The sequence below is a fragment of the Agrobacterium sp. CG160-95 genome (assembly GCF_053521725.1).
This window is the reverse complement of the sequence record NZ_JBNWDU010000003.1, coordinates 264,335-285,125: the sequence shown is the minus strand read 5'-3', so window position 1 is coordinate 285,125 and position 20,791 is coordinate 264,335. Positions and strand designations below refer to the sequence as shown.

Below are 20,791 nucleotides of genomic sequence, written 5' to 3'. Positions count from 1 at the left end.
ATGCACAAGGTTGAACGGTATATTGCTGCCTTTGAAAAGAAGGGAAGTAGATTCCTTGTCAAGAAGATGCGTATTCCAAGTGAAGATTTCGAATATCTGAAAACAATATTCGAGGTCAAAGCTGACGATCCATGTATGTATGATTATTACGATTTAAGTGAAGAACTGGCAGAGAAACTGGTCGAAAGGTATGGGTTCGAATTTTCTTTCAGCGAATTCGATTACGCGCTCGGGGCAGAAGCAGCTTAGAATGCGGGTGGCGATTACGGAAATTACTGTTAGCTAGAGAACTCCTTTCTCCACCAAGTGCGATGTGGACCCTCTTTGCCCGTAACAATATCAACCTCCTGACGGTCAACGACCGAACCAATTATCATGAGATGCATGAGAAAATTTTTCTGGAATGACGACTCCGGTGACCAGTCAGGCCGGCAAGGCAGCAAAAAGCATCATGCGCTCGGCCGAGCGCCTTTCGGATAGCGGCGGCGTCAACGCCGTCACAGAGACGGCCATAGCCGGGCTTGGTTTCTAGCAGGCTATGAGGATCGGCAGCCGTCTGCGAGGGACTGTCCTCCAGGATTGGCGTCTGTGCCTGTATTGGCCATCAGCAGCACCACGCCTCTTCTTCGTTTTCCACATGATAAAAATGGGAAGAACATTTAGGTGAATACGATCCTAAAACTGGGAAGCAAACAAAGCGCGGAAACCTGGTCGAAGTACAAGAATGTGAGGTGCGGCGATGGGAATTTATTTAATCATCAGCATGTTCCAAAGCGAGAGTGCTGCACTCGTGAACATGTTACAGCTCGAAAAAAGTGATCTTCAATTTTTTAGGGAAGTGCTAAACGTACCCGACGAAGATCCACTTCTATATGGAGAGTATCAAATTAACGCAGAAGCGAACGAAAAGCTTTTTCAGCGGTATGGGTTCAGATTTGACTTGGAGAAATATGACTGTTTCGCAGGTTATAAGTCAGTTTAGCGAATTGTAACCTAAACGGTGCGCAAACAAGCTGCTACAGTGACAGCACTGACCAGCGTGTTCCTACCAAGCAGGTGCGGAAGATGCCAGCAGGCATAAAGGGTTCATCGCTGACGGCCGGTGGCAACGTCTCCGTCTCTGCGGGCACGGCTGGATCAGGCGACCTGAACATCATCGGCAGCCGGATCGCGGCGCCTGACAGGGTCGCGGCTGATCTCAATATCGATGTGGGCGGCGGCCTGATCGTCAGTGCGGGCAGAAACTTCATGGAGACGGACACATCGAATTCCAGATCCGGTTCCCTGTCGAAGGCAAGTGAGCGGCATCACACCTATGACGAGGAGACGGTCGGGTCCGAACTCGCTGCATCCGGCAATGTGAACCTCAATGCCAGCAAAAATCTCGCAATTGCCGGCTCGAGTGTCACCGCGGGCCAAAACATCGCCGTCGAAGGCGAAAGCGTCTCAGTTATCGCCGCCCAAGAACACCATGACAGCGCCTCGTCGTCCAAAAAGTCAGGCGTTGGTGCCGGTTCCGGCGATGGCTTTGTCTCGTTAAGGGGACGCGCCTCGGAACTTACGACACAAATCTGAAACGTATAGGGGATTTATAATGAGCGTCAAAAACACAGATCATAAGGATTGGGTTAATAATGGGAAAACCATTGAAGAGTTGATAAAGGAACTTCAGTCTTTTGAAAATCAAGGCTTGCCGGTAGAGATATCTATCGATGGAGGTGATGATGTTCGACCGATCAGTCTTGTGGGGGAAAAGGACGGGAAATGCTTGCTTATCTATTTGAAATAATAGTTTTTATCAACTTCCGCTAGCCCGCTACATGCCGTACGATTACCAATAAAAGCCGTCTAGTATCTGCGTAACCCTGCCAAACTTGTGGGCACATATCGATGGTTCCGGGCAGATATCCCGACATGGAAATGCGATCGGTCAATGGAGGCTTCGGTGGCCTCTCAAACCAGCGGCTGAACGCGGCCGCTTATGCCGAACGTCTTTAGACAATCGAATTGGTAGCGCGATATCCGGATTCCGTCCAAGCCGAGCAAACGATTTCTAGGAGATGTATCTGGTGACTGAACATATTGACGCGATTATTAGTGAAGTGAATCGACTAGATGATCCGCGAAAACGTAAAATTCCGCTTCCAGATGATGCTCTAATAGCGAGATACGAAGCCGCCACGGGTTTCGAATTCTCGGAAGACTATAAAAAATTCCTCAAGAACATATCTAATGCTTTCATGGGTTACCTGTCGCCACTTACTCTAAATGAAGAGATGGGTGGCGTTTATGGGGAATTGAGATCGGCTATTGAACAAGGCCGCAGCGCTGGCCTACCCCACGATTGGCTTCCAATATGTGAAGACAACGGTGACTACTACTGCATCGCGCCCGACGGCAAAATACATTTCTGGGACCACAACGGTCCAACGACCGAGACTTGGCCCAACCTCGCAACGTGGGCAAACGATGTCTGGTTGGGTGGAGCGTAAGAATTTCGGCTATGCAATACGAGCCACCGTTGAGACAATTTGAGCCGCCCCGGCATTGCTGAAAAGCTCGGGCAGACCAGGCCCGGAAGCGCTGGGTCGAACGGCACTGCTGGACAAACTACTGAAGGCGCGGCAAATACTATAGCAACCGAAACCACGCCCAAGATTGAGCGGCAAATCGGCCGGCGAGGCTTGGATAATTGTCGTCTCTCTTCTCTTGGGCGGATGCACCGTGTTGAATACAAAATCTTCGGCGATCCAGGGAGTGAATGACAGTTTCGTTACCACCATGTTGTCACTCTATGGGACGCGCTGTTGGAGGCGCTTGTCGAACTTAGGCTGGCCGATGACTGGCAGCATATGATCGACGGGTTCGCGGCCATTCTCAGGCTGCGGCGGCAAAAGGGGGACTTATAAGGAAGCTCTTGGTCAATCCCGCGGCGGCTTTTCGACGAAAATCCACGCCCGTGCAGGCGGTCAGGGACGTTCTCTTCGCTTCATCCTGACAGGTAGCTTCGGATTACAATGCCGTTCCCGATCTTCTGGCAATGCCGGTTGGCAAGCTGAGACTGTTTCTTGCAAGGGCTATGACAGCGACGCTCTGCGCGAAGAGTTGTTGGTCCACGGGATCAAACTCGTCATCCCTCCGAGGGCCAACCGCAAAGACCCGCCCGCCTGTGACTTCAGAGCCTAGAGGGACCGAAACCGCATTGAGCGGCTGTTCAACAGGCTCAAGCAATTTCGTCGCGTCGCTACCCGATACGCCAAAACCCAAAAATCCTTCGCTACCTTTCTCGTGTTGGCCGCCGCAAAAATATGGTTGCCACACTTGCGCCGGCTCGTGAGTTGTGCAGCTTAGCTGAAGCTGCCACACGCTGTAAAAACAGGAGATAAATCTTGTATAACTTCAATTATTTAGAGCGCCAAGCAAAAGACCTGATCGCAAGTGGGAAGGCAGCGGACGCGATTAAGATTTATCTTTTCATGGCAGATGGCGACCAGTCGTTGGATGATATCTCGGTGAGCGTTTGGGAGAGTGTTATGAGAAGATCGGCGACCTTCATGCCGCAAAATATTGGTATGGAAGGGCGGTGGAGGAAAATCCCGACGTCAGGCTGACGTCCGCGGCAGCGCGTCAAAGGCTTCACGGAGTTAGCATCGAAGCCTTTTTGGGAGACGCAGACAAGTAGTTTTCAACGCGCGGCTGAAGCTACTTTGTCAACAGGGCCTAGCACCGATCGCTGAGGAAGGCGTGAAGCGCCTCGGCAAGTCCTGGGCGGTTGGATATAGCAATTCATAAGAAATTAAGTGCACGAACTTGGTCTCAGTGAGCGATTGGTGCGAGGTCTTTTCTTTAATTAGGACATGGAACGATTAATGGCGCTTATTGGTATCGATCTTGGAACCTCAAACTCTTTAGTAGCACACTGGACTGATCAGGGCGTGAAACTGATCGAGAATGCGCTGGGCGACTTTCTGACACCATCGGTGGTCAGTATTGCGGATAACGGCGACGCAATTGTCGGACGTCCAGCTCTCGACAGGCTGGTTACTTACCCGGACAAAACGGTGGCATCCTTCAAACGGTGGATGGGGACAAATCACGAGGTGAAACTTGCGAAGAAGGCATGGCGCGCCGAGGAGTTGTCTGCGCTTGTCCTGAGAAGCCTGAAAAGAGACGCAGAGGCTGCGCTCGATATCGAAGTATCTGATGTGGTTATTTCTATCCCGGCCTATTTCAGCGATCCGCAGCGTAAGGCCACCATCAATGCCGCGCATCTGGCAGGGCTGAATGTAACGAGACTTATTAACGAACCGACTGCCGCTGCACTGGCCCATGGAATCGCAAGCTCCGAGGATGGGCAATTTCTGATTCTTGATCTCGGAGGAGGCACGTTTGACGTTTCCCTATTACACAAGTTCGACGGGGTTATGGAGATACGGGCGTCCGCCGGGGACTCTATGCTAGGTGGCAATGATTTCAGGGACAGCTTGGCTTCACACCTCATGAACCTCCACGATATCGATTTCGAAAGCCAGCGGCCTCTGGATCGGGCCAGGTTTTTGAACGAGGCCGAGCGGATTAAGGCAGCTCTGAGCGAGACCCAGGACGCGGCTTATCATATCAACATCTTTGGAAAAGACGTTGAGGGCAAAATTACGCGACTGGAGGCAGAGGAGCTGTGGAAGCCGCTGATCACTCGGTTGCGGAGACCGATCGAAAGGGTCATTCGCGATTCCGAAACAGATCCGTCGTCGCTTAGTCAGATTGTTCTGGTGGGTGGCGCATCGCGAATGCCGCTGCTCAAGACCATGACGACCCGTTTGTTCGGGCGGTTTCCCCTGTTGCATCCTAATCCCGATCACGCCATTGCCATCGGAACGGCGCTTCAATCTGCGCTCCATGCACGGCACGAAGCGCTTGACGAGATCATCATGACTGATGTGTGCCCCTATACATTGGGTATTGCGTCGGTTGAGCAAGCCTACGGCCTAAACGAGTTGCTGATGTCGCCCATTATCGAACGCAACGCGATCATTCCGCAAAGTCGCGAGCAGTTTTACTCCACCACCGTCGATGGGCAGACCAAGATTGATGTACAGGTCTATCAAGGCGAGAACATGCGGCCTTCACAGAACATTCTGATCGGAAATCTGGAGGTGCCGGTACCGCTTGGCAAGGCCGGATCTCAATGCATTGGGGTCCGCTTTACTTATGATGTCAGCGGCGCGCTCGAGGTCGAGGTCAAGATTCTCTCGACAGGAGAACTTAAGCGTAAAGTGTTCCAAAACCAATCCAGCCTGACCGAATCCGAAATCGCTCTGCGCTTCAAGGAACTATCGAAAATCAAGTTGGCCCCGCGCGAGCAGCAAGAAAACCTCGCCTTGGTCGCAAGGGCGGAGCGCCTCTACGCCGAGGCAATCGGCGAGCAGCGCCAACAGATATCAGCATTAATGGCGCAGTTTATCGCGGCTCTGGATAATCAGAGACTGCGGGATGCGAGGCCACTGCGGGAAAAGTTTGCCAAACAGCTGGACGCGCTTGATCAAATGTGGGGCCAGCCGCAATGAGTGGCGATTGTTGGGCGTTGCTCGGCATCAAGCCCCTGAGCAACGAGGAGGCGATCCGCAAAGCCTATTCGCGACGTCTCAGGGATTTTCGCCCGGATGAGGACCCAACAGGGTTCCAGCTTCTGGTCGAAGCTCGCAAGCAGGCGCTTGCGACGGTAAAGTGCCGGATGGTAGACGTGCTAATCGCCAACCCATCTTCGCCTGACGGCATAAGCACAGACGGAGTTGCAGAGGGTTCCGGCAGCTTCGGCAATTCTGAAAATCCCGACAATCCGGCTGAGCTTGAAAATGACTCACAACGCGCCGTAGCGCCGTTTTTTTTGGAGCCCACGCAGAAGGAGAAAGCCGGAAAAGAAAATCTACCTCGGCTGCTAGATGAATTGGGTGAACTTATCAGCTTTGGAAGAGAACGGACACGCGGAGTTGCGCAGAAAGGCAACTGGCGCGTCGACAAGTGGACAGAACTATTAAACCGCGCATCTATTGAGCTAAGTTTTGCCGAACATGCAAACTTCATCCAAGCGCTCGCAAGAGGTATCGAGGGACTGTTGCCGCCCAAGGGTGATACAATCCCGTTGTCAGACTATACGGAGGGAAAAGGCGTCGCTGCAATGGTCAACGCCATTGAGGAGGGAGCTAATTTTTCGGAAAATCCGGGCCTTCTCACCACGGTCTGCGGCTGGCAATCGGCAAAACATTATTTCGACTGGCTCGCCGAAGCGCAGCGCGGCAATGCTATTTTGCGCAGAAGTAGTCAGGGCAAACCGGCTTACTTCAATGGAAAAATCCCGCTCTTCCCCTTGGAAGATCAACCACCACGCCTAGAGACAATTGATCTCAACTCATATTATCACGAGGCTTTGGAGAAGGGGCGCTGGCCTTTCTCGTTCGATTGCACCAAGACGCTGATGCCGTCGTATTACATCATGCGGTCGATAAATCTCTGGTTTGGTCTTACCATTTTCGGACTCACTCTTGTTACCGCCTATCTGGCATGGGGAATTGGTAATGGCACAGACATTCGTTTAGCCGCTGTCTCGCTTTTGTCCTTGCTATCATTACGTCTGACTTTTGGGATCCTTTTCCGGAGGCTCACACTCCGATCCTGGATCAAACGTATTATCAAGACGGATAAAAAACACATTTGGGACTTGGTCCGGCGGCGCAACCACCTGCAGCCTTACTCGCCTGCCAGCCAAGACTGGCCATTAATTTTTGTCACCGGTATAGAAATAATTCCTATTGTTGTCGGACTTATAATCTTGGCGGCGAGTAGCAGCAACATATGGAGCAACAGGCACCTTTACCCCTTGCCCGCCGAAAAGCTCGTGACGGACATGGTTTTACCAGCGTTTGATGCGGCAATCAGAGCCGAGGCGTTTAGCTACGATTCATTTTTCGATTTCTTTCAAAGCATTAGATCGAGCAAACCGGACGGCTTTTCGACCCGCCTGATCACGCCCGATATTCCTGCTGGAAAGTTGTCCAACTTGCTATGGCTCCCCACCCTGACCCGGAACCAAGAGCGTTTTCTTAGCGCGAGCAGCGGTCCAACGCAAACCGCCTTATTTGCGTCCCTCACTATTGATCCGTCCGCCAACAGGTTGCACGAGGTCCGAAACGCCAAACTGCGCGTTTGGTCGTTTCTCTATCGTATCGGTACACCACGGATGCGTGTGGATATTGAGAAGGCTCTGAACGAGTGGGGTCCTCTTATTAGGGATGCGAAATTCCGCAATGGTTGGCCGACCGAGCAGGCAATCTGGAGTTTCATGGCTCCAGAGCTTCAAGGACTCGTTTCCGCCGATGACAAAAAGTTTCTTAGAAAGGCCGTTTTATCTGAGTTTGCGCGTCAGGCGAGGCGCTATGAGTCAAAATCGAAACCGGACATTCTCTATTCACAGTTCCATTGGCTGCTGTTTGCGCCTGATACCGCATTGTTTCAGCCGCAATCTCTTCTTGCCGACACACCGCTCCCAGAAATCAAGCTTGATAATGAGTCCATCAGACGTGAGGCTTTGCCCCGCAACCCTATCCTGAGTAACTTCCTGCGGGGATGGGCAAAAGGGACGCAGCCCGACCGCCCGTCCACGATTTCATCAACTGATAAGCTCCAAGTGCAGCCTGGAATGTTCTATATTGCACACGTGCCTGACATATCGGCATTGGCTGGGAGGCGTGCATTTTTCTTCCTTCTCGGCACTATCCTGGAGACCGACAATACGCTGCTCAGCTTGAAGATTTCGCGCCGCGGTCTAGCAAAACTTCCGGAGTCGCTTCCGGAGGACACTCCCGGTTTCTGGACCACTGCGACAGCGTATCTGCTACGGGCCCAACGACAGGAAACCGGTAAAAATCTGTCCCGGTTTTATATCGAGCACAACGGTGATGACGACGTCAGGACAATCTTGAGCAGGCTTTTGGACGAGTTACATGGCACTCCCGAAGGACAGAAGGTATGCAATTCTCGTGTTCATTTGCCAGGAGGTTCTTGTTTTGACCTGTGAAAAAAATGCCAATAGCGCGTAAGCTGATAGCAATTTTCCTGAAACTACTTTTTTCGGCAGTGTGGACATCGTTGTGATGGCAAGCTGGAAGGTAACCGGTGGTGTGCCCCCACGTTACTCGCTGCCGCCTAATCTGAGATCGGCGTTCCATGGATGAAGAACTGGCCTGCTGCCGGTTTCGTGGACACCGAGCTATATCAGCCCTTTGGAATTTGAAAACAAGCTGGGATTAGCTTAACCCCGTGTCCCATAAACCGGCAGCAGGCCATGTCGATATTTCCTTATTTAGTCGACATGTGGGATTTAATATGTCGATGCAATCGACATATATCTTCTACTGCAAGGTGTTGTGCTTCCTGGGTTTATGCGTAGGTTGTGGCCCTATCGGCCCCGGGTATTTTGTTCCCTAAACTATGAACCGATCCATCAGGAAATTGGGACGAATATCATATCCAGCGGCAATTCCATCCGGTTCAGCATGGGGTGCGCTGGGAGGATGCCGGTCCTGACAAGGCATGAGGCAAGACCCGCGCCGGAAGCGCCCGCAATATCACGTTCCACGAGGCATTTCTACTACTAAAAGTAGTAGTCGCCAAGTGGCAATTGCTCGTGTTTGAATAGGGACACAAGCGCGTCAATCAGGGGAGGGCGATATGCGTAAACCGATCGCACGATTGATCAGTGGCGGGGGACAAGGGGTGGACGATACGAGGATTGGGTTTGCTGGCGCGACTGGACAAACGGGTGAGGGCGCAGACAACGCGCCGGAAGATTGCGCTAGCGGGAGACAAGCATCCGATTGGCGGCGACCAAAAATCGGAGTTTCAAAGAAGTTTACAATGGCCCATAGAGGATACCGTCCAGAAACGGAGCAGACATGAAGACCAGCGTTGAACATTTGCCGGAACGAAAGCAGCGCGAGCTCGCGCGCGTCGTCGGAATTATTCAGGAAGAGTTTGCTGATCTGGTGGAGCGCTCGAAGTCGGACGCCAAGAAGGATGGACGGATTTTCAAAATCATTCTGTTCGGTTCTTACGCGCGTGGCACCTGGGTGGATGAACCGCATACGTCGAAAGGCTATCGCTCGGATTTCGACATCCTTGTCATCGTCAGCAACAAGGAACTTGTCGATCCCAAATACTGGGACAAGACAACAGACCGGCTGATGTGGGACAAGGAGATCGAGACGCCCGTGGGCCTCATCGTGCACGGCGCTCGCGAAATCAGTAATTTCCTAAATGATGGCCAATACTTCTTCGTTGATCTCGCCCGCGAAGGTGTTGTTCTTTACGAATTCGACGATCGGCCGCTCGCAGAGGCGAAACAACTCAGCCCTGCCGATGCACTCAGGGTGGCAGAAGATCATTTTTTGCGGCACTTCCCGGATGCGCGAGATTTCGCTGATGTGGCAAAATATCTCGTTGCGAAAGGTAACCTGCACCTAGCGGCCTTCAATCTCCATCAGGCAGTGGAGAGCGCCTACAACTGCTACCTCCTGACACTGACAAACTATTCCCCTGCGTCGCACAATCTCAAATTCCTGCGTGGACTTTCCGAAGGTCGTGATCACCGTTTGATCGACATCTGGCCGCGCGACCGTCAGCGATTTACCACGTGGTACAACATTCTGAATGAGGCCTACGTCAAGGCACGCTATTCGAAGCGTTTCGAGGTTTCCGAAGAGGCGCTCACCTGGCTTCTGGAGCGGACCGCGGAACTTCACAAGCTGGTTGAGACGCTCTGCCGCGAGCACATCGAAAAGCTCGAACAGGCCGCGAACGCCAGCGACTGAGCTTCACCCGTAGCACAAACTCGTTTGAGCTCAGGTCGCAGCCACCGCAGCGTGATGAACCACAGGGTACAACCTATTCTTTCAATCCTGTTCATCGTCTCGTTTTGGTCGGCATGGGTGGCCGTCATTTCCTCGAGCAAACGGGATTCGGTCGCGGCTCGCTTGTCTACATCACCCAGGTTTCTTAACGCTGCTGGCGCTTGCCGCGATAAGCGTCCGCAGACGCGCTGTAGACTGGTAACCCAGTGGTGCCGACGCCACTCGTATAGTGAAGATGAACCGAAATGAAGTCCACGGGATGCGGCTTATGGACCTGCCTCGGTTCGAAACAAGACCGTTGGCGTCGATGACATAGGCCGTCATGATCCTTATGCGCCCAGGCGCGCTTTTTCGGGGAGGCGGATCGAAGTCGCTGATAAGATTAGCATTCCCGTAAGCAAGGCCAAATGAAAATTCGAGTCGCGCTAGATATGGTTGCGTCCCGATGAGTTTTGCAGCCAATCTGGCTTCATATTTGGTGGGGCAGATGTTGCGGTGAATGTTGGCTAGATTTGGCCAACTGAGCTTGTTGACCTAGAGGTATTCGATCTTCCGGGATTTGCGACGTATCGTTTTTGATCGCGAGGTTGTAGCAACGGCGTAATGACCTTGACAGAGCATCCTAGGAGTCTAGAGGGGGTTTCATGTTCATTTTGGGAGTGTAGACATGAAATCGCTGGCAGCCGTTTCGGCTTTTGTGGGCAAAACCTTTGCGGTCTGGGTCATCTTGTTTGCCGTGCTCGGCTTTTATTTTCCAGATACGTTCAAGCAGATTGGACCGTGGATCGTCACGCTTCTGTCGATCATCATGTTCGGCATGGGGCTCACACTTTCGGTCGATGATTTTCGTGAAGTCGTAAAGCGCCCTGTCGATGTCACCATCGGTGTGCTCGGGCAGTTCCTCATCATGCCGTTACTTGCGGTGCTGCTGACTCTGCTAATCCCGATGCCACCGGAAGTGGCAGCGGGTGTCATCCTAGTTGGCTGCTGCCCGGGCGGCACATCGTCCAATGTCATGACATATCTTTCGAAGGGCGATGTCGCCCTTTCCGTCGCCTGCACGTCAGTGACGACGCTTGCTGCTCCCTTGGTGACGCCATTCCTCGTGTGGTTGTTCGCCAGCCAGTTCCTGCCGGTTGATGGCTGGGCAATGTTCCTGAGCATCGTCAAGGTCGTTCTGGTGCCGCTGGCCCTTGGTGCCGCCTTGCAGAAACTTTTGCCGGGTGTCGTCAAGGCGGCCGTGCCGGCTTTGCCGCTCGTGAGCGTCATCGGTATCGTTTTGATCGTCTCGGCGGTTGTCGGCGCATCGAAGGGCGCGATCGTGCAGTCAGGCCTGATGATCTTTGCGGTCGTGGTTCTTCACAATGGGCTCGGTTATCTGCTGGGCTATTTCGCGGCAAAGGCGACCGGCCTCTCACTCGCCAAACGCAAGGCAATCGCCATCGAGGTGGGAATGCAGAACTCCGGTCTCGGTGCCGCTCTTGCGACAGCCTATTTCTCGCCGCTCGCAGCCGTTCCCAGCGCCATCTTCAGTGTCTGGCACAACATCTCCGGCGCGTTGCTGGCCAACTGGTTTTCGGGCCGCGTGGACACGACGGCGACGACGAAAGCCGGATAGGATCGCCGGACGAAGATTGGCCGACGGGATATGAAGCAGCCCGAAAGGGGTTCTTCGAAACATGACGCCTTAGATCCGTAACGTCTTGACCAAAATCGCCATAGACGCGGAAGCACTATCCGCGTCTATGGCGGCAGGCGACGATCAAGAGCATGAAAGTGTGAAAGCCCCGACCGGTTTCATATCGATATAGGTGTCGGCTGCAAGGTTGCTTGTTATTGCACCACAAAGACTGCCGGTGGTGACAATCTGTCCGCGCTTCAGCGTTCCATTCCTGTTGAGGGGGGAATTGGCGAAAGCGATAAGCGGGGCGAGCGGATCGATATTGGGGTGTTTCACCACCGCATCGAAACGAAGCTCTGTACCTTCGGTCACCGTCAGATGCGGCAGATCCCCGGTATTGTCGGCAAAGGTATTAACGATTGCCGCGTCGATTTCCGGCCCGAGAACAAATCCGCGATTGGCAAGGCGATCCGCCAGAAAAAGCGGGAAGGGAACCTGGTTCTTTTCCACCAGCCGGTAGCCGAGAAGCTCGACGCCGAGGTGAACGGCGTCGATATGCGTCAGTATATCGGCTCTGCTGAACGGGGCCGTCGTTGCGGCAGGAATATCGGAGGCGAGGGTGAAGCAGATTTCTACTTCGATGCCTTCAATGTCTCTTCCCGTAAAAGACGCGACGTTATCCTCATCGACGCCGTAACAATCGACCATCGGCGCAGCAACCGCGTTCCCGTCCGGCCGGATCGCCAGCTTCCAGCCCCCCACCGTTTTGCCTGAAGCTTCAACGAAAGCGCGTTGAACGGCCATGGCATCTTCAAGGCTGTCTGGAGCGAGGCCATCCACCTCGATTGACGCCAGCGGAATTTTGCTGCTGTTCAGGCCTGCTTTCACAAGGTCCTGGGCCAGTTTCTCGATCGCCGTCATTCCAATCATCATCCCTCATTCTGTCTATTGGCCGAATGCTGTCACGATTTGGCGCTGCTTGCCAAGGCCATCAATGCCAAGTTCGACGACATCTCCGGCTTTCAGGAAGACCGGCGGCTTCATTCCAAGGCCGACGCCCGGTGGTGTACCGGTCGTAACCACGTCACCTGGCAAGAGGCGCATGAAGCGGCTGATATAGGAGACGAGAGTGGCGATAGGAAAGATCATCTTCGCGGTCGATCCGGTCTGCATGCGCTGGCCGTTGACATCGAGCCAGAGTCCGAGGTCTTGCACATCGTCGACCTCGTCCGGGGTGACGAGCCATGGGCCGAGCGGGCCGAAGCCAGGCCCGCTTTTTCCCTTTGTCCATTGGCCGCCGCGCTCGATCTGGAAGGCGCGCTCCGAAACGTCGTGACAGACGCAATAACCGGCGACAACGGAAAGCGCGTCCTCTTCGCTGACATTGTAGGCGGGCTCGCCGATGACGAAAGCGATTTCCACTTCCCAGTCGGTTTTTTCCGAATCCTTCAGCAGCACGATCGGATCATTCGGCCCGGAAATGCAGGAGGTGTGTTTGTTGAACAGCACCGGCTCCTCCGGGATCGGCGTGTTGGTTTCGAGTGCGTGGTCGCTGTAATTCAGGCCGACTGCCACGAAATTTCCGACTGCGCCGACACAGGCGCCGATCCTGACATCTGGTGACACGATGGGAAGTGACGAGAGGTCGATTTTGCCAAGGTCAGCCAGGGAACGGCGCGAAAGCGTCTGACCGGTGATGTCGGTGATAACGGAAGAGAGATCGCGGATATTTCCATCGGCATCGATTGCTGCCGGCCTTTCATGACCGGATGGGCCACAACGGAGAAGTTTCATGCTGTTTTCCTTATGCTGCCGATTGCTGAAGGGCGTTTTCGCCCAGCGAAAATTCGAGCCGGTAAAGCCCGCTTTCCACCGACCCCGTCAACTCCTGTTTCGACAGTTTAGGTGCCAACGCGTCGCTGGCGTTCGTTACGGAAAGGGCGGAGCCGCCTTCGATGAGGATGATCCAGTTGGGCACGCCCACCTGCCGACCCTTTCGCTCTGCTGTCGCAAGGCTGCTTGCGCCATTGTCCGCAATGCACAGGTGCACGCCGCTGACGCCGTTCAGTTTGCCGATCTCGGTCAGCGCTTCTAATAGCGCATATTGCAACGCTGCCTTCCGCTCATCGGCGGCATCAAACCGGAAGGTGGCGATAAAGCCGCCGTCACCACATGCATGGGAGTATTCGGTGTTGCACACGCCGCGCGTCGTGTTGCGAAAGTCGGCGGTCGATTTTTTAGTCCAGGGCGTGGGGCTGTTCAGCCGCTCCAGGTAGGGCTGGCCAACCAGCACCTGTGCGTCCGCCGCTTCGTAGAGCGTGAAATATTCCGGCGTGCCCTGTTCGGCGACATAGCGGCGTCCGCGCAGGAAGCCGGGGATCGCCACGCGTTCCGGAATATGCTCGCGATTATGCCATTCGATGAAGTTTTCGCGGCCTTCCGGCAAGATGTCGTTCCAGATGGCGACGACGGCTTTTCCCAAAAGAGACATAGGTTACCTCAATATGTTGCACGACCGCCGGACAGGTCAAAAACCGCGCCGGTCGAAAAACTGCATTCGGAAGAAGAGAGCCAGGCCACCATATTGGCGACCTCGGCGGGTTCGAGAAAACGGCGCATCGGGATGCGCGAGAGAATATCGTCCAGCCGTTCCTTCGGCGCGTCGATGCTCATCGCCGTCAAGGAAGCGGCGGGTGTGATGGCGTTGACGAGGATGTCCGATGTCGCCAGTTCCTTGCCGAGGCTTTTCGTCAGCGCCACCAACCCCGCCTTGGCGGCGCTGTAGGCGGCGGCCTGATGCATGCCCTCTTTTGCCTGGATCGAAGCGACATTGACGATGCGGCCGGCGCGGCTCCTCTTCGCCGTCTCGATCATCAGCGGTACGAGGGCACGGCAGACAAGAAACGAACCGATGAGATTGACGTCGATGATCCGACGGAATTCCTCCACCGGGATTTTCCAAAGCGGCGCGACATTGCCGACAATGCCGGCATTGTTGACAAGAATATCGAGCCTGCCGAATTGGCTGCGCAACTCGGCGGCAGCCACGTCGATGCTTTTAGGTTCGGTAATGTCGACACCGGATGACGGAAGGCCGGCAAACTGGTGTTGTTTTACGCAGGCTGGCAGGTCCCAATGGACGACCGTCGCTCCGCAGTCGCGAAGGCGCTGGCTGATGGCGGTGCCAAAGCCGCCCGCAGCGCCGGTAACAACCGCCACCTTGCCCTCTAAATCATAATATGTGGACATGTTTCAAACCATTGTTCCGCGTGCCAGCCCGGCGGCATCCGCCGGACTGGGAGCATCCGTGCTTATTTGGCGATCAGGCCGTTGGTGAAGAAGGCGTTTGCCGGCATATCGGTCTTGATGTCCTGATATTCCTTCATCAGGTCGAGTGTCTGCTGCCAGTCGGCAACAGCCATTTCTCCGAGCGGTGCGGAGGGTGCCGTGGGCGACGGCAGAAGCTTGAGCGAGATTTCAAGCTGCTCTTTGAGGAGTTTCGGATCGCCGGTAGGCTTTTCCTTGACCGCTGCCGCAACCGCCGCATCAGGATCGGCCTTGGCCGCTTCGATGGATTTCAGCGATGCCGCGACGAAACGTTTGACGAGGTCCCCATTGTTGTCGATGAGCTTCGTGTTGGTGACGATGGTCAGGCCCTGCGTGTTCACACCGAGTTCCGCAAAGGAAAACACCTTCTGTTGCAGGCCTTTGGAATTCAGAACCACCACCTGGTTTTCAAGCCCGCCGAGGATGCCTGCTGCGCGATCCTGCATGATGGCGATGATCTTGCCGGGGCCATCCACATTCAGAATGTTGACCTTGGAGGAGTCGACGCCGTTTTTCTTCCAGATGGCTGGCAAGAGGGCGAGAGATGCTTCGCCGGCACTGGCGGCGACCGTCTTTCCTTCCACGTCCTTTATGGAGTTCACGCCGGAATCCGCCCGGAACGTCATCGCATAAGGCGAGGTATTGAGCAGGCCAAGCACGGATTTGACAGGCGCGCCTTTCGAAGCGCCGGCAATCACGCTGCCGCCATCGGCAATGCCGAACATATCGCCGCCGGTTGCGACGGATTGAACGGTGCGTGCCGAACCCTGACCTTCGCCGATTTGCAGATCAATGCCGGCATCCTTGTAGAAGCCCTTTTCGGCGCCGTAATAAAAGATGGTGTGGACGCCACTCAAAAGGAAATTGAGGCGGAGTGTCACCTTGTCTTCGGCTGCGGCCGATTGCACACCCGCCAGGCCGACGGTAAGGGCAAGCACGCCGCCCGCCAGTGTTTTCTTCATTGTATTAAACATTTTATCCTCCCTTTTTAATTAAAGTCCTGGTTCAGGTCGTGCTCTTGCCCACGGTGAAATCATCTCGGCGCTGGGAAACATGCCAGGGGATGGCAAAGCGCTCGATCAATTCCACAATCCCGTAGAGAAGCAGGCCAAGCAGGCTCAGCACGATGATGACGGCGAAGGTCATGCTGGTGTTCATGTTGCCGTTGTAATTCAGAAGCAGATATCCGAGCCCGTTATCGGAGGCGACGAACTCCGCCACCACGGCTGCAGTGGCCGAAAGTGCGGCAGCGACCTTAAATCCCGCAAAAAGGGAGGGCAGGGCGCCCGGCAGTTCCACTTTCCAGAAAATCTTCAGGCGTCCGGCTCGATAGCTTTTGGCGAGATCGTAGACCTCCGGCTCAATGGATTTGAAGGCCACGATGGAGTTGACGACGATCGGGAAAAAGGAAAGCAGGAAGACCAGCAGGATTTTGGACGGCAGGCCGAAGCCGACCCAGATGATGAAAAGCGGTGCGATGGCGATCTTCGGGATGATTTGCAGGATCACCAGCAGCGGGTAAAATATCGCCTCGAAGGGACGCGAATAGACCACCAGAAGCGCAAGAAGCGTTCCCATGACCACCGCCACCAGAAAGCCCAGCACCATCGGTTGTAGCGTATAAAGCGATGCCGTGAACACGAGCGGTATATTGTTAAAAAGGTCCGCAAACACTCTGCTCGGGGCCGGCAGAATATATTCCGGCACCTTGAGCGCTCTCACCGCAATCTCCCACACGACCCCTGCGCCCACGAGACTGGCCATCGTGTGGACTTGGCCTTTGACGGCCCCCATGACTTTCGAAAACATGTTTCCTCCCGAAATTGCCCGGCCGTTCACCGCGCAATTTTAATATTGGAACAATGTTCCATATGGACTGATGTTTCGTCAAGTGGTAATTCAGGCAGGACAAGAGGATTGGAATGCAGCGGGAGGAGTGCATGTTGCAGAAGAAAACCGAAAGGAAGACCTATGAGCAGGGCGTCTTGCTGGAGGGTGTCAGTAAATATTTCGGGCACCCGGATGCGCCGGTCGTGGCGCTGGAAAAGCTCGACCTGACGATCGGCGACGGGGAGTTCGTGGCAATTGTCGGCCCTTCCGGCTGCGGCAAATCAACGATGATGCGGCTGATCTCACGGCTTTCGCGCGCCAGCACCGGCCAGATTTCCGTTTTTGGCGATGTTTCAAATAACCCGCCGCCCGGCATGAGCATCGTTTTCCAGAATCACGTGCTTCTGGCCTGGAGAACGATTATCGACAATGTTCTGTTCCCGGCCGAAATGACCGGCAGAAACCGTGAGGAACTGGGACCCCACGCATTGGCGCTTCTTCAATCCGTTGGCCTGAAAGACTTTGCCAATCGATATCCGCACGAACTATCCGGCGGCATGAAACAGCGCGCATCCATTGCGCGTGCGCTTCTGCTTCAGCCCAGGCTTTTGCTGATGGATGAGCCTTTCGGTGCGTTGGATGCGCTGACGCGCGAACAGATGCGTATCGACCTTGAAGCTCTCTGGCTGAAAAATCGTATGACGGTGGTGTTCATCACCCATTCCATCGACGAGGCGGTTCTTCTGGCGGACCGCGTCATAGTCATGACGCCGCGGCCGGGCCGAATTGAAAAAGTGCTGGAGATCGACATGCCGCGTCCGCGTGGACTGGCGGCACGGCGCGAGCCGGAATTTATCGAAAAATCCGAGGAGATCACCGAGATATTCCTATCGCGCGGCATTCTGCAGCGCCATGCCTGAACCGGCGGCGTCTCCTGGTTTTCGTTGAAGCCAAAGACGCCGCAACAGCCTATTTTCGCATCGCCTTGGGGTTCCCTCCCGATAGTGGCCGTGCACGTCGACCGGAGAGTGAGATGGAAAAGACGATCAATGTACCAAGCGGCGGTGTCGAGCGGACGATCGCCATGCTGGAGCTCCTTGCCTTGGCCGAGGAGCCGCTGAAGCTTTCCGATGTCGCACACCAACTCGATATTCCCAAAAGCGCTTGCCACCGTATCCTGACATCGCTCATCGACAACGGCTGGGCGTGGCAGAGCCAGGAAAGCGATTGTTATGCGTTGACCATGCGCATGGCGCTGGTGGGTCAGAAACAGCTGGCGCGTCTGCAGGTATCGGATCTGCGCCAGCCGATCCTCGACGATCTTGCGGAGCGCACCCGTGAACTCGTTCGCCTGACCGCCGTGCAGAACAACACTCTCGTGTGGGTCGGCTCGGCGCGCGGCCGCCGTTCCGGTCTGGTATTCGAGCCCGATATGAGCGCCGGCATCGTTCCCTACGCTACGGCGAACGGCAAGATATGGCTGGCCAGCCTCGAAAGGGAGCGGGCGCTCAGGATTGCGCTCGAGGCCGGACTTGGCCAACCCGGCCAGCAGGCTGCCAACGCCATCGACACGATTGAAGCGCTCAACAAGGAACTGGACGCTGTTTCTCGCCTCGGTTACGGCCGTGCGGTTGGCGAAGCCGAGGAAGGGGTAGGGGCAATCGCAGTTGCCATCCGTCAGGATAAGGGAGTTGTCGGCACCATGAGCGTTGCCGCGCCGCTCACGCGGTTGACCGATGAGCGTGTGGCGGAAATTCTGCCGCTTCTGGTGAGGGCAGCGAGCGATATGGAAATCGCCTGGTAATCGGCGTCAACCGGCCGAAAGCACGTGATATCACGGAGATGTTCAATAAGGATCGGGCGGCAATGCCGCCCGATAAATGTTTGACTTAGGCTACGTCCGCATCGAACTGGATGCTGTGCAGGCGCTTGTAGAGACCATCTGTTGCGAGCAACTCGCGACGGCTTCCCTGCTCCACAACCTGACCATTATCCATGACGACGATCTTGTCGGCGCGGTTGATCGTGGAGAGCCGGTGAGCAATGACAATCGACGTCTTGTTAAACGTCAACCGCTCAAGCGCGTCCCGGACAAGCGCTTCGGATTCCGAATCGAGCGCGCTCGTTGCTTCGTCGAGGATCAATATGTCCGCATCTCTCAGCATGGCGCGGGCGATCGCAACACGCTGCCTTTGGCCGCCAGACAGACCGGAGCCGTTTTCGCCGAGCTTTGAGTCGTAACCCTCCGGCATCTTCATGATGAAATCGTGCGCATTGGCCGCCTTTGCCGCAGCAATGATTTCCTCATCGGTAGCGTTGTCGCGACCAACAGAAATGTTGTGCTTCACCGTTCCCGAGAAGAGGAAGGTTTCCTGGCCCACGTAAGAAACATGCTCGCGCAGGCTGGCAAAGGACACATCGCGCAAATCCATTCCGTTGATCTCGACGGAACCGCTTTGCGGATCATAAAGACGCATTATAAGGTTGATGATCGTCGACTTGCCGCTGCCGGAGGGGCCGACCAGCGCCGTCATCTTGCCACCCTCGAAGAGGACGCTGACATCCTTCAGAACCGGCTGGCCTGAAACATATTCGAAGCTGACGTTCTTGAGTTCAACATCGCCGCTGGCCTTGGGAAGAGGCAGGGCGTCCTTTTTCTCCGTGAGCGTCAGCGGAGCGTCCAGCACCTCAAACATCATCCGCACACCTATCATACCGCCTTCGATCTGAACTCGCATACGTGCAAGACGCTTGGCCGGCTCATAGGCGAGAAGGAGGGCAGTAATGAAGGCCATCAGGTCGCCCGGTGAACCACCTTTTTCAAGAACGGTGTAACCGGACACGGCAATGACGACCGCAATGGCGAGGCCGGACAATGTCTCCATGATCGGGCTGGTAGCCGCTTCGAGCTTCGCAATCCCATTGGCGCGCTGCTCGACGTCAGATACCGCCTTGTTCATGCGCTGACGCATCAGCTTCTCAAGCGAAAACGCCTTGATGACGCGAACGCCGATGCTGGTTTCCTGCACGACGTTGACGATTTCCCCGAGCGAAGCAAGTTCGGCCTCCATGATCTTGCGCACGCGCCGCAACACCAGCCGAACGCTGAAAATCGCAATAGGTCCGATAATCATGGAAATCGCACTCAGAAGAAAATTCTGGGCGAACATCACGATGATCAATCCAAGGAGAGAAAACAGATCGCGTACAAAGGAAGTGACAATGGTATCTATGACGCTGCGGGCAGCCTGCGCGTTATAGGTGACACGGACGAGCAATTCGGACGACGGCAAGTTCTGAAAGAAGGAAACCCCCTGCTTCAAAAGCCGATCGTAAATCTTGCGTTGCTGCTCGGCAACGATGCTGTTCCCGGCTTTGCTGAGATAGTAGCTCTGTACAAAGGTGGCGAGGCCCTTGACGATAAAGATGGCCGCTACCGCAAAGGCTATCTCCAGAACGACATCGAAGCCCTGCTTCAGGTAAACACTGTTGACGATATCGCGCATGATCCAGGCGCTGAGGGAGGTCGTGCCGGCGACAACAAGCATCGCTACGATTGCCGCGGAATACCATCCAACGTGTTTTTTGAAGTTTTCCTTAAAGAGCCGCGTTAGCAGCTTTTTGTCGTCTGGCGACAAAAATGATCCGATCACTGCGATATCCTTGCGAATTCAAGATAAATAAAGTTCCGAAACAAGGCCTACTCACTGCCCCTTGGCAAAGGTAATTGTAGTGTCACCTAGTCGGCATGTCACTTGTATTCACCTTGTTGCACTGGTCAATCGGCGTTGCGGGCGCTTTCTTAAGCCGACATAGATTTCGCAATATCCGACGCGCAGGTCTAAATATTCCGGCGCCGCCCTGCTCGTCGTGTCGGGACGAAACGCTTCTGCGGGAAGCTTTATGGGACCCGTATGCGTGGCTAGCAAATAGTCTCCCGCTTTATGTCTGTCAATATCGGCGTGGGGGTATGGGCCAAAAGCGAAACAGGATTGGCATTTCAATATCAATTTTTGATCGAGTTTGAGTATTTTATTTCTAATTATCGCGGGTGAATTGAAAATAATTATTCATTTATCTTGATTATTACATTTATTTCGTAATTAATTTT

At 54.6% G+C, this 20,791-nt stretch carries 20 protein-coding genes and 1 pseudogene; 14 read left to right on the top strand and 7 right to left on the bottom strand.

The genetic code is table 11. The features are described 5' to 3' along the window. The 12 genes and pseudogenes from ACQZ63_RS12715 (at position 1) to ACQZ63_RS12660 (ending at position 11,520) form a co-directional block, all read left to right on the top strand. Positions 1–249 (top strand): DUF7683 domain-containing protein, encoded by a 249-nt coding sequence (locus ACQZ63_RS12715; protein ID WP_019567036.1) that lies wholly within the window; start codon positions 1–3, stop codon positions 247–249. Between the two features lie 154 nt (positions 250–403). After that, on the top strand, positions 404–532 hold the full coding sequence (locus ACQZ63_RS12710) for a hypothetical protein (RefSeq protein WP_019567038.1): 129 nt from the start codon (positions 404–406) through the stop codon (positions 530–532). Positions 533–739: 207 nt separating this feature from the next. Continuing rightward, positions 740–982: a DUF7683 domain-containing protein gene (locus ACQZ63_RS12705; protein WP_019567039.1), complete on the top strand. Its 243-nt coding sequence runs from the start codon at positions 740–742 to the stop codon at positions 980–982. Positions 983–1,065: 83 nt separating this feature from the next. Beyond that, the gene (locus ACQZ63_RS12700) at positions 1,066–1,575 is read left to right on the top strand and encodes a hemagglutinin repeat-containing protein (protein ID WP_019567040.1); all 510 of its coding nucleotides are present in this window, start codon (positions 1,066–1,068) and stop codon (positions 1,573–1,575) included. A 19-nt stretch (positions 1,576–1,594) separates the two neighbouring features. Then, positions 1,595–1,789, top strand: coding sequence for a hypothetical protein (locus tag ACQZ63_RS12695; RefSeq protein WP_019567041.1), 195 nt, complete (start codon positions 1,595–1,597; stop codon positions 1,787–1,789). Between the two features lie 271 nt (positions 1,790–2,060). Beyond that, positions 2,061–2,492 (top strand): SMI1/KNR4 family protein, encoded by a 432-nt coding sequence (locus ACQZ63_RS12690; RefSeq protein ID WP_019567043.1) that lies wholly within the window; start codon positions 2,061–2,063, stop codon positions 2,490–2,492. 300 nt (positions 2,493–2,792) lie between these two features. Continuing rightward, a pseudogene (locus tag ACQZ63_RS12685) lies at positions 2,793–3,351 on the top strand (IS5 family transposase); the annotation flags it as partial. Between the two features lie 38 nt (positions 3,352–3,389). Beyond that, complete coding sequence (locus ACQZ63_RS12680; RefSeq protein ID WP_019567044.1) at positions 3,390–3,611, top strand: hypothetical protein; 222 nt, start codon at positions 3,390–3,392, stop codon at positions 3,609–3,611. Between the two features lie 258 nt (positions 3,612–3,869). Continuing rightward, positions 3,870–5,564 (top strand): Hsp70 family protein, encoded by a 1,695-nt coding sequence (locus ACQZ63_RS12675; RefSeq protein ID WP_448799243.1) that lies wholly within the window; start codon positions 3,870–3,872, stop codon positions 5,562–5,564. Further along, a complete protein-coding gene (locus tag ACQZ63_RS12670) occupies positions 5,561–8,071 on the top strand; it encodes a hypothetical protein (protein ID WP_448799242.1) in 2,511 nt (836 codons plus the stop codon). The genes ACQZ63_RS12675 and ACQZ63_RS12670 overlap by 4 nt, the downstream gene beginning before the upstream one ends. An 877-nt stretch (positions 8,072–8,948) precedes the next feature. Then, positions 8,949–9,863, top strand: a complete 915-nt coding sequence (locus ACQZ63_RS12665; protein ID WP_448799241.1) for a nucleotidyltransferase and HEPN domain-containing protein — start codon at positions 8,949–8,951, stop codon at positions 9,861–9,863. A gap of 706 nt (positions 9,864–10,569) precedes the next feature. Beyond that, positions 10,570–11,520 (top strand): bile acid:sodium symporter family protein, encoded by a 951-nt coding sequence (locus tag ACQZ63_RS12660; RefSeq protein WP_421461064.1) that lies wholly within the window; start codon positions 10,570–10,572, stop codon positions 11,518–11,520. 144 nt (positions 11,521–11,664) lie between these two features. Here ACQZ63_RS12660 and ACQZ63_RS12655 read toward each other — a convergent pair whose 3' ends face one another. The 6 genes from ACQZ63_RS12655 to ACQZ63_RS12630 form a co-directional block, all read right to left on the bottom strand. After that, positions 11,665–12,444 carry a 2-keto-4-pentenoate hydratase gene (locus ACQZ63_RS12655; RefSeq protein ID WP_448799240.1) on the bottom strand — a complete coding sequence of 260 codons (780 nt, stop codon included), beginning with the start codon at positions 12,442–12,444 and terminating at the stop codon, positions 11,665–11,667. 24 nt (positions 12,445–12,468) lie between these two features. Then, positions 12,469–13,317 (bottom strand): fumarylacetoacetate hydrolase family protein, encoded by an 849-nt coding sequence (locus ACQZ63_RS12650; RefSeq protein ID WP_019566627.1) that lies wholly within the window; start codon positions 13,315–13,317, stop codon positions 12,469–12,471. A 10-nt stretch (positions 13,318–13,327) separates the two neighbouring features. Then, entirely contained in the window at positions 13,328–14,014 is a 687-nt protein-coding gene (locus tag ACQZ63_RS12645; RefSeq protein ID WP_448799239.1) for a hypothetical protein, read from the bottom strand. Positions 14,015–14,022: 8 nt separating this feature from the next. After that, positions 14,023–14,772 (bottom strand): SDR family NAD(P)-dependent oxidoreductase, encoded by a 750-nt coding sequence (locus tag ACQZ63_RS12640; RefSeq protein WP_112154196.1) that lies wholly within the window; start codon positions 14,770–14,772, stop codon positions 14,023–14,025. Between the two features lie 62 nt (positions 14,773–14,834). Then, positions 14,835–15,824 carry an ABC transporter substrate-binding protein gene (locus ACQZ63_RS12635; protein ID WP_112161273.1) on the bottom strand — a complete coding sequence of 330 codons (990 nt, stop codon included), beginning with the start codon at positions 15,822–15,824 and terminating at the stop codon, positions 14,835–14,837. Positions 15,825–15,855: 31 nt separating this feature from the next. Continuing rightward, positions 15,856–16,659, bottom strand: coding sequence for an ABC transporter permease (locus ACQZ63_RS12630; protein WP_448799238.1), 804 nt, complete (start codon positions 16,657–16,659; stop codon positions 15,856–15,858). A 131-nt stretch (positions 16,660–16,790) separates the two neighbouring features. On the opposite strand from ACQZ63_RS12630, the gene ACQZ63_RS12625 reads away from it, so the two are divergent. Further along, positions 16,791–17,600 (top strand): ABC transporter ATP-binding protein, encoded by an 810-nt coding sequence (locus ACQZ63_RS12625; protein WP_448799237.1) that lies wholly within the window; start codon positions 16,791–16,793, stop codon positions 17,598–17,600. Positions 17,601–17,713: 113 nt separating this feature from the next. Then, positions 17,714–18,484: an IclR family transcriptional regulator gene (locus tag ACQZ63_RS12620; RefSeq protein WP_448799236.1), complete on the top strand. Its 771-nt coding sequence runs from the start codon at positions 17,714–17,716 to the stop codon at positions 18,482–18,484. Between the two features lie 85 nt (positions 18,485–18,569). Here ACQZ63_RS12620 and ACQZ63_RS12615 read toward each other — a convergent pair whose 3' ends face one another. Further along, positions 18,570–20,333, bottom strand: a complete 1,764-nt coding sequence (locus tag ACQZ63_RS12615) for an ABC transporter ATP-binding protein (RefSeq protein WP_112291377.1) — start codon at positions 20,331–20,333, stop codon at positions 18,570–18,572. Between the last annotated feature and the right edge of the window lie 458 nt (positions 20,334–20,791).

Excerpts from the sequence above, each read along its gene's own strand:
- ACQZ63_RS12715 (WP_019567036.1), top strand. The coding sequence starts at position 1 with ATGCACAAGGTTGAACGGTATATTGCTGCCTTTGAAAAGAAGGGAAGT.
- ACQZ63_RS12710 (WP_019567038.1), top strand. The coding sequence starts at position 404 with ATGACGACTCCGGTGACCAGTCAGGCCGGCAAGGCAGCAAAAAGCATC.
- ACQZ63_RS12705 (WP_019567039.1), top strand. The coding sequence starts at position 740 with ATGGGAATTTATTTAATCATCAGCATGTTCCAAAGCGAGAGTGCTGCA.
- ACQZ63_RS12700 (WP_019567040.1), top strand. The coding sequence starts at position 1,066 with ATGCCAGCAGGCATAAAGGGTTCATCGCTGACGGCCGGTGGCAACGTC.
- ACQZ63_RS12695 (WP_019567041.1), top strand. The coding sequence starts at position 1,595 with ATGAGCGTCAAAAACACAGATCATAAGGATTGGGTTAATAATGGGAAA.
- ACQZ63_RS12690 (WP_019567043.1), top strand. The coding sequence starts at position 2,061 with ATGTATCTGGTGACTGAACATATTGACGCGATTATTAGTGAAGTGAAT.
- ACQZ63_RS12675 (WP_448799243.1), top strand. The coding sequence starts at position 3,870 with ATGGCGCTTATTGGTATCGATCTTGGAACCTCAAACTCTTTAGTAGCA.
- ACQZ63_RS12670 (WP_448799242.1), top strand. The coding sequence starts at position 5,561 with ATGAGTGGCGATTGTTGGGCGTTGCTCGGCATCAAGCCCCTGAGCAAC.
- ACQZ63_RS12665 (WP_448799241.1), top strand. The coding sequence starts at position 8,949 with ATGAAGACCAGCGTTGAACATTTGCCGGAACGAAAGCAGCGCGAGCTC.
- ACQZ63_RS12660 (WP_421461064.1), top strand. The coding sequence starts at position 10,570 with ATGAAATCGCTGGCAGCCGTTTCGGCTTTTGTGGGCAAAACCTTTGCG.
- ACQZ63_RS12655 (WP_448799240.1), bottom strand. The coding sequence starts at position 12,444 with ATGACGGCGATCGAGAAACTGGCCCAGGACCTTGTGAAAGCAGGCCTG.
- ACQZ63_RS12650 (WP_019566627.1), bottom strand. The coding sequence starts at position 13,317 with ATGAAACTTCTCCGTTGTGGCCCATCCGGTCATGAAAGGCCGGCAGCA.
- ACQZ63_RS12645 (WP_448799239.1), bottom strand. The coding sequence starts at position 14,014 with ATGTCTCTTTTGGGAAAAGCCGTCGTCGCCATCTGGAACGACATCTTG.
- ACQZ63_RS12640 (WP_112154196.1), bottom strand. The coding sequence starts at position 14,772 with ATGTCCACATATTATGATTTAGAGGGCAAGGTGGCGGTTGTTACCGGC.
- ACQZ63_RS12635 (WP_112161273.1), bottom strand. The coding sequence starts at position 15,824 with ATGTTTAATACAATGAAGAAAACACTGGCGGGCGGCGTGCTTGCCCTT.
- ACQZ63_RS12630 (WP_448799238.1), bottom strand. The coding sequence starts at position 16,659 with ATGTTTTCGAAAGTCATGGGGGCCGTCAAAGGCCAAGTCCACACGATG.
- ACQZ63_RS12625 (WP_448799237.1), top strand. The coding sequence starts at position 16,791 with ATGTTGCAGAAGAAAACCGAAAGGAAGACCTATGAGCAGGGCGTCTTG.
- ACQZ63_RS12620 (WP_448799236.1), top strand. The coding sequence starts at position 17,714 with ATGGAAAAGACGATCAATGTACCAAGCGGCGGTGTCGAGCGGACGATC.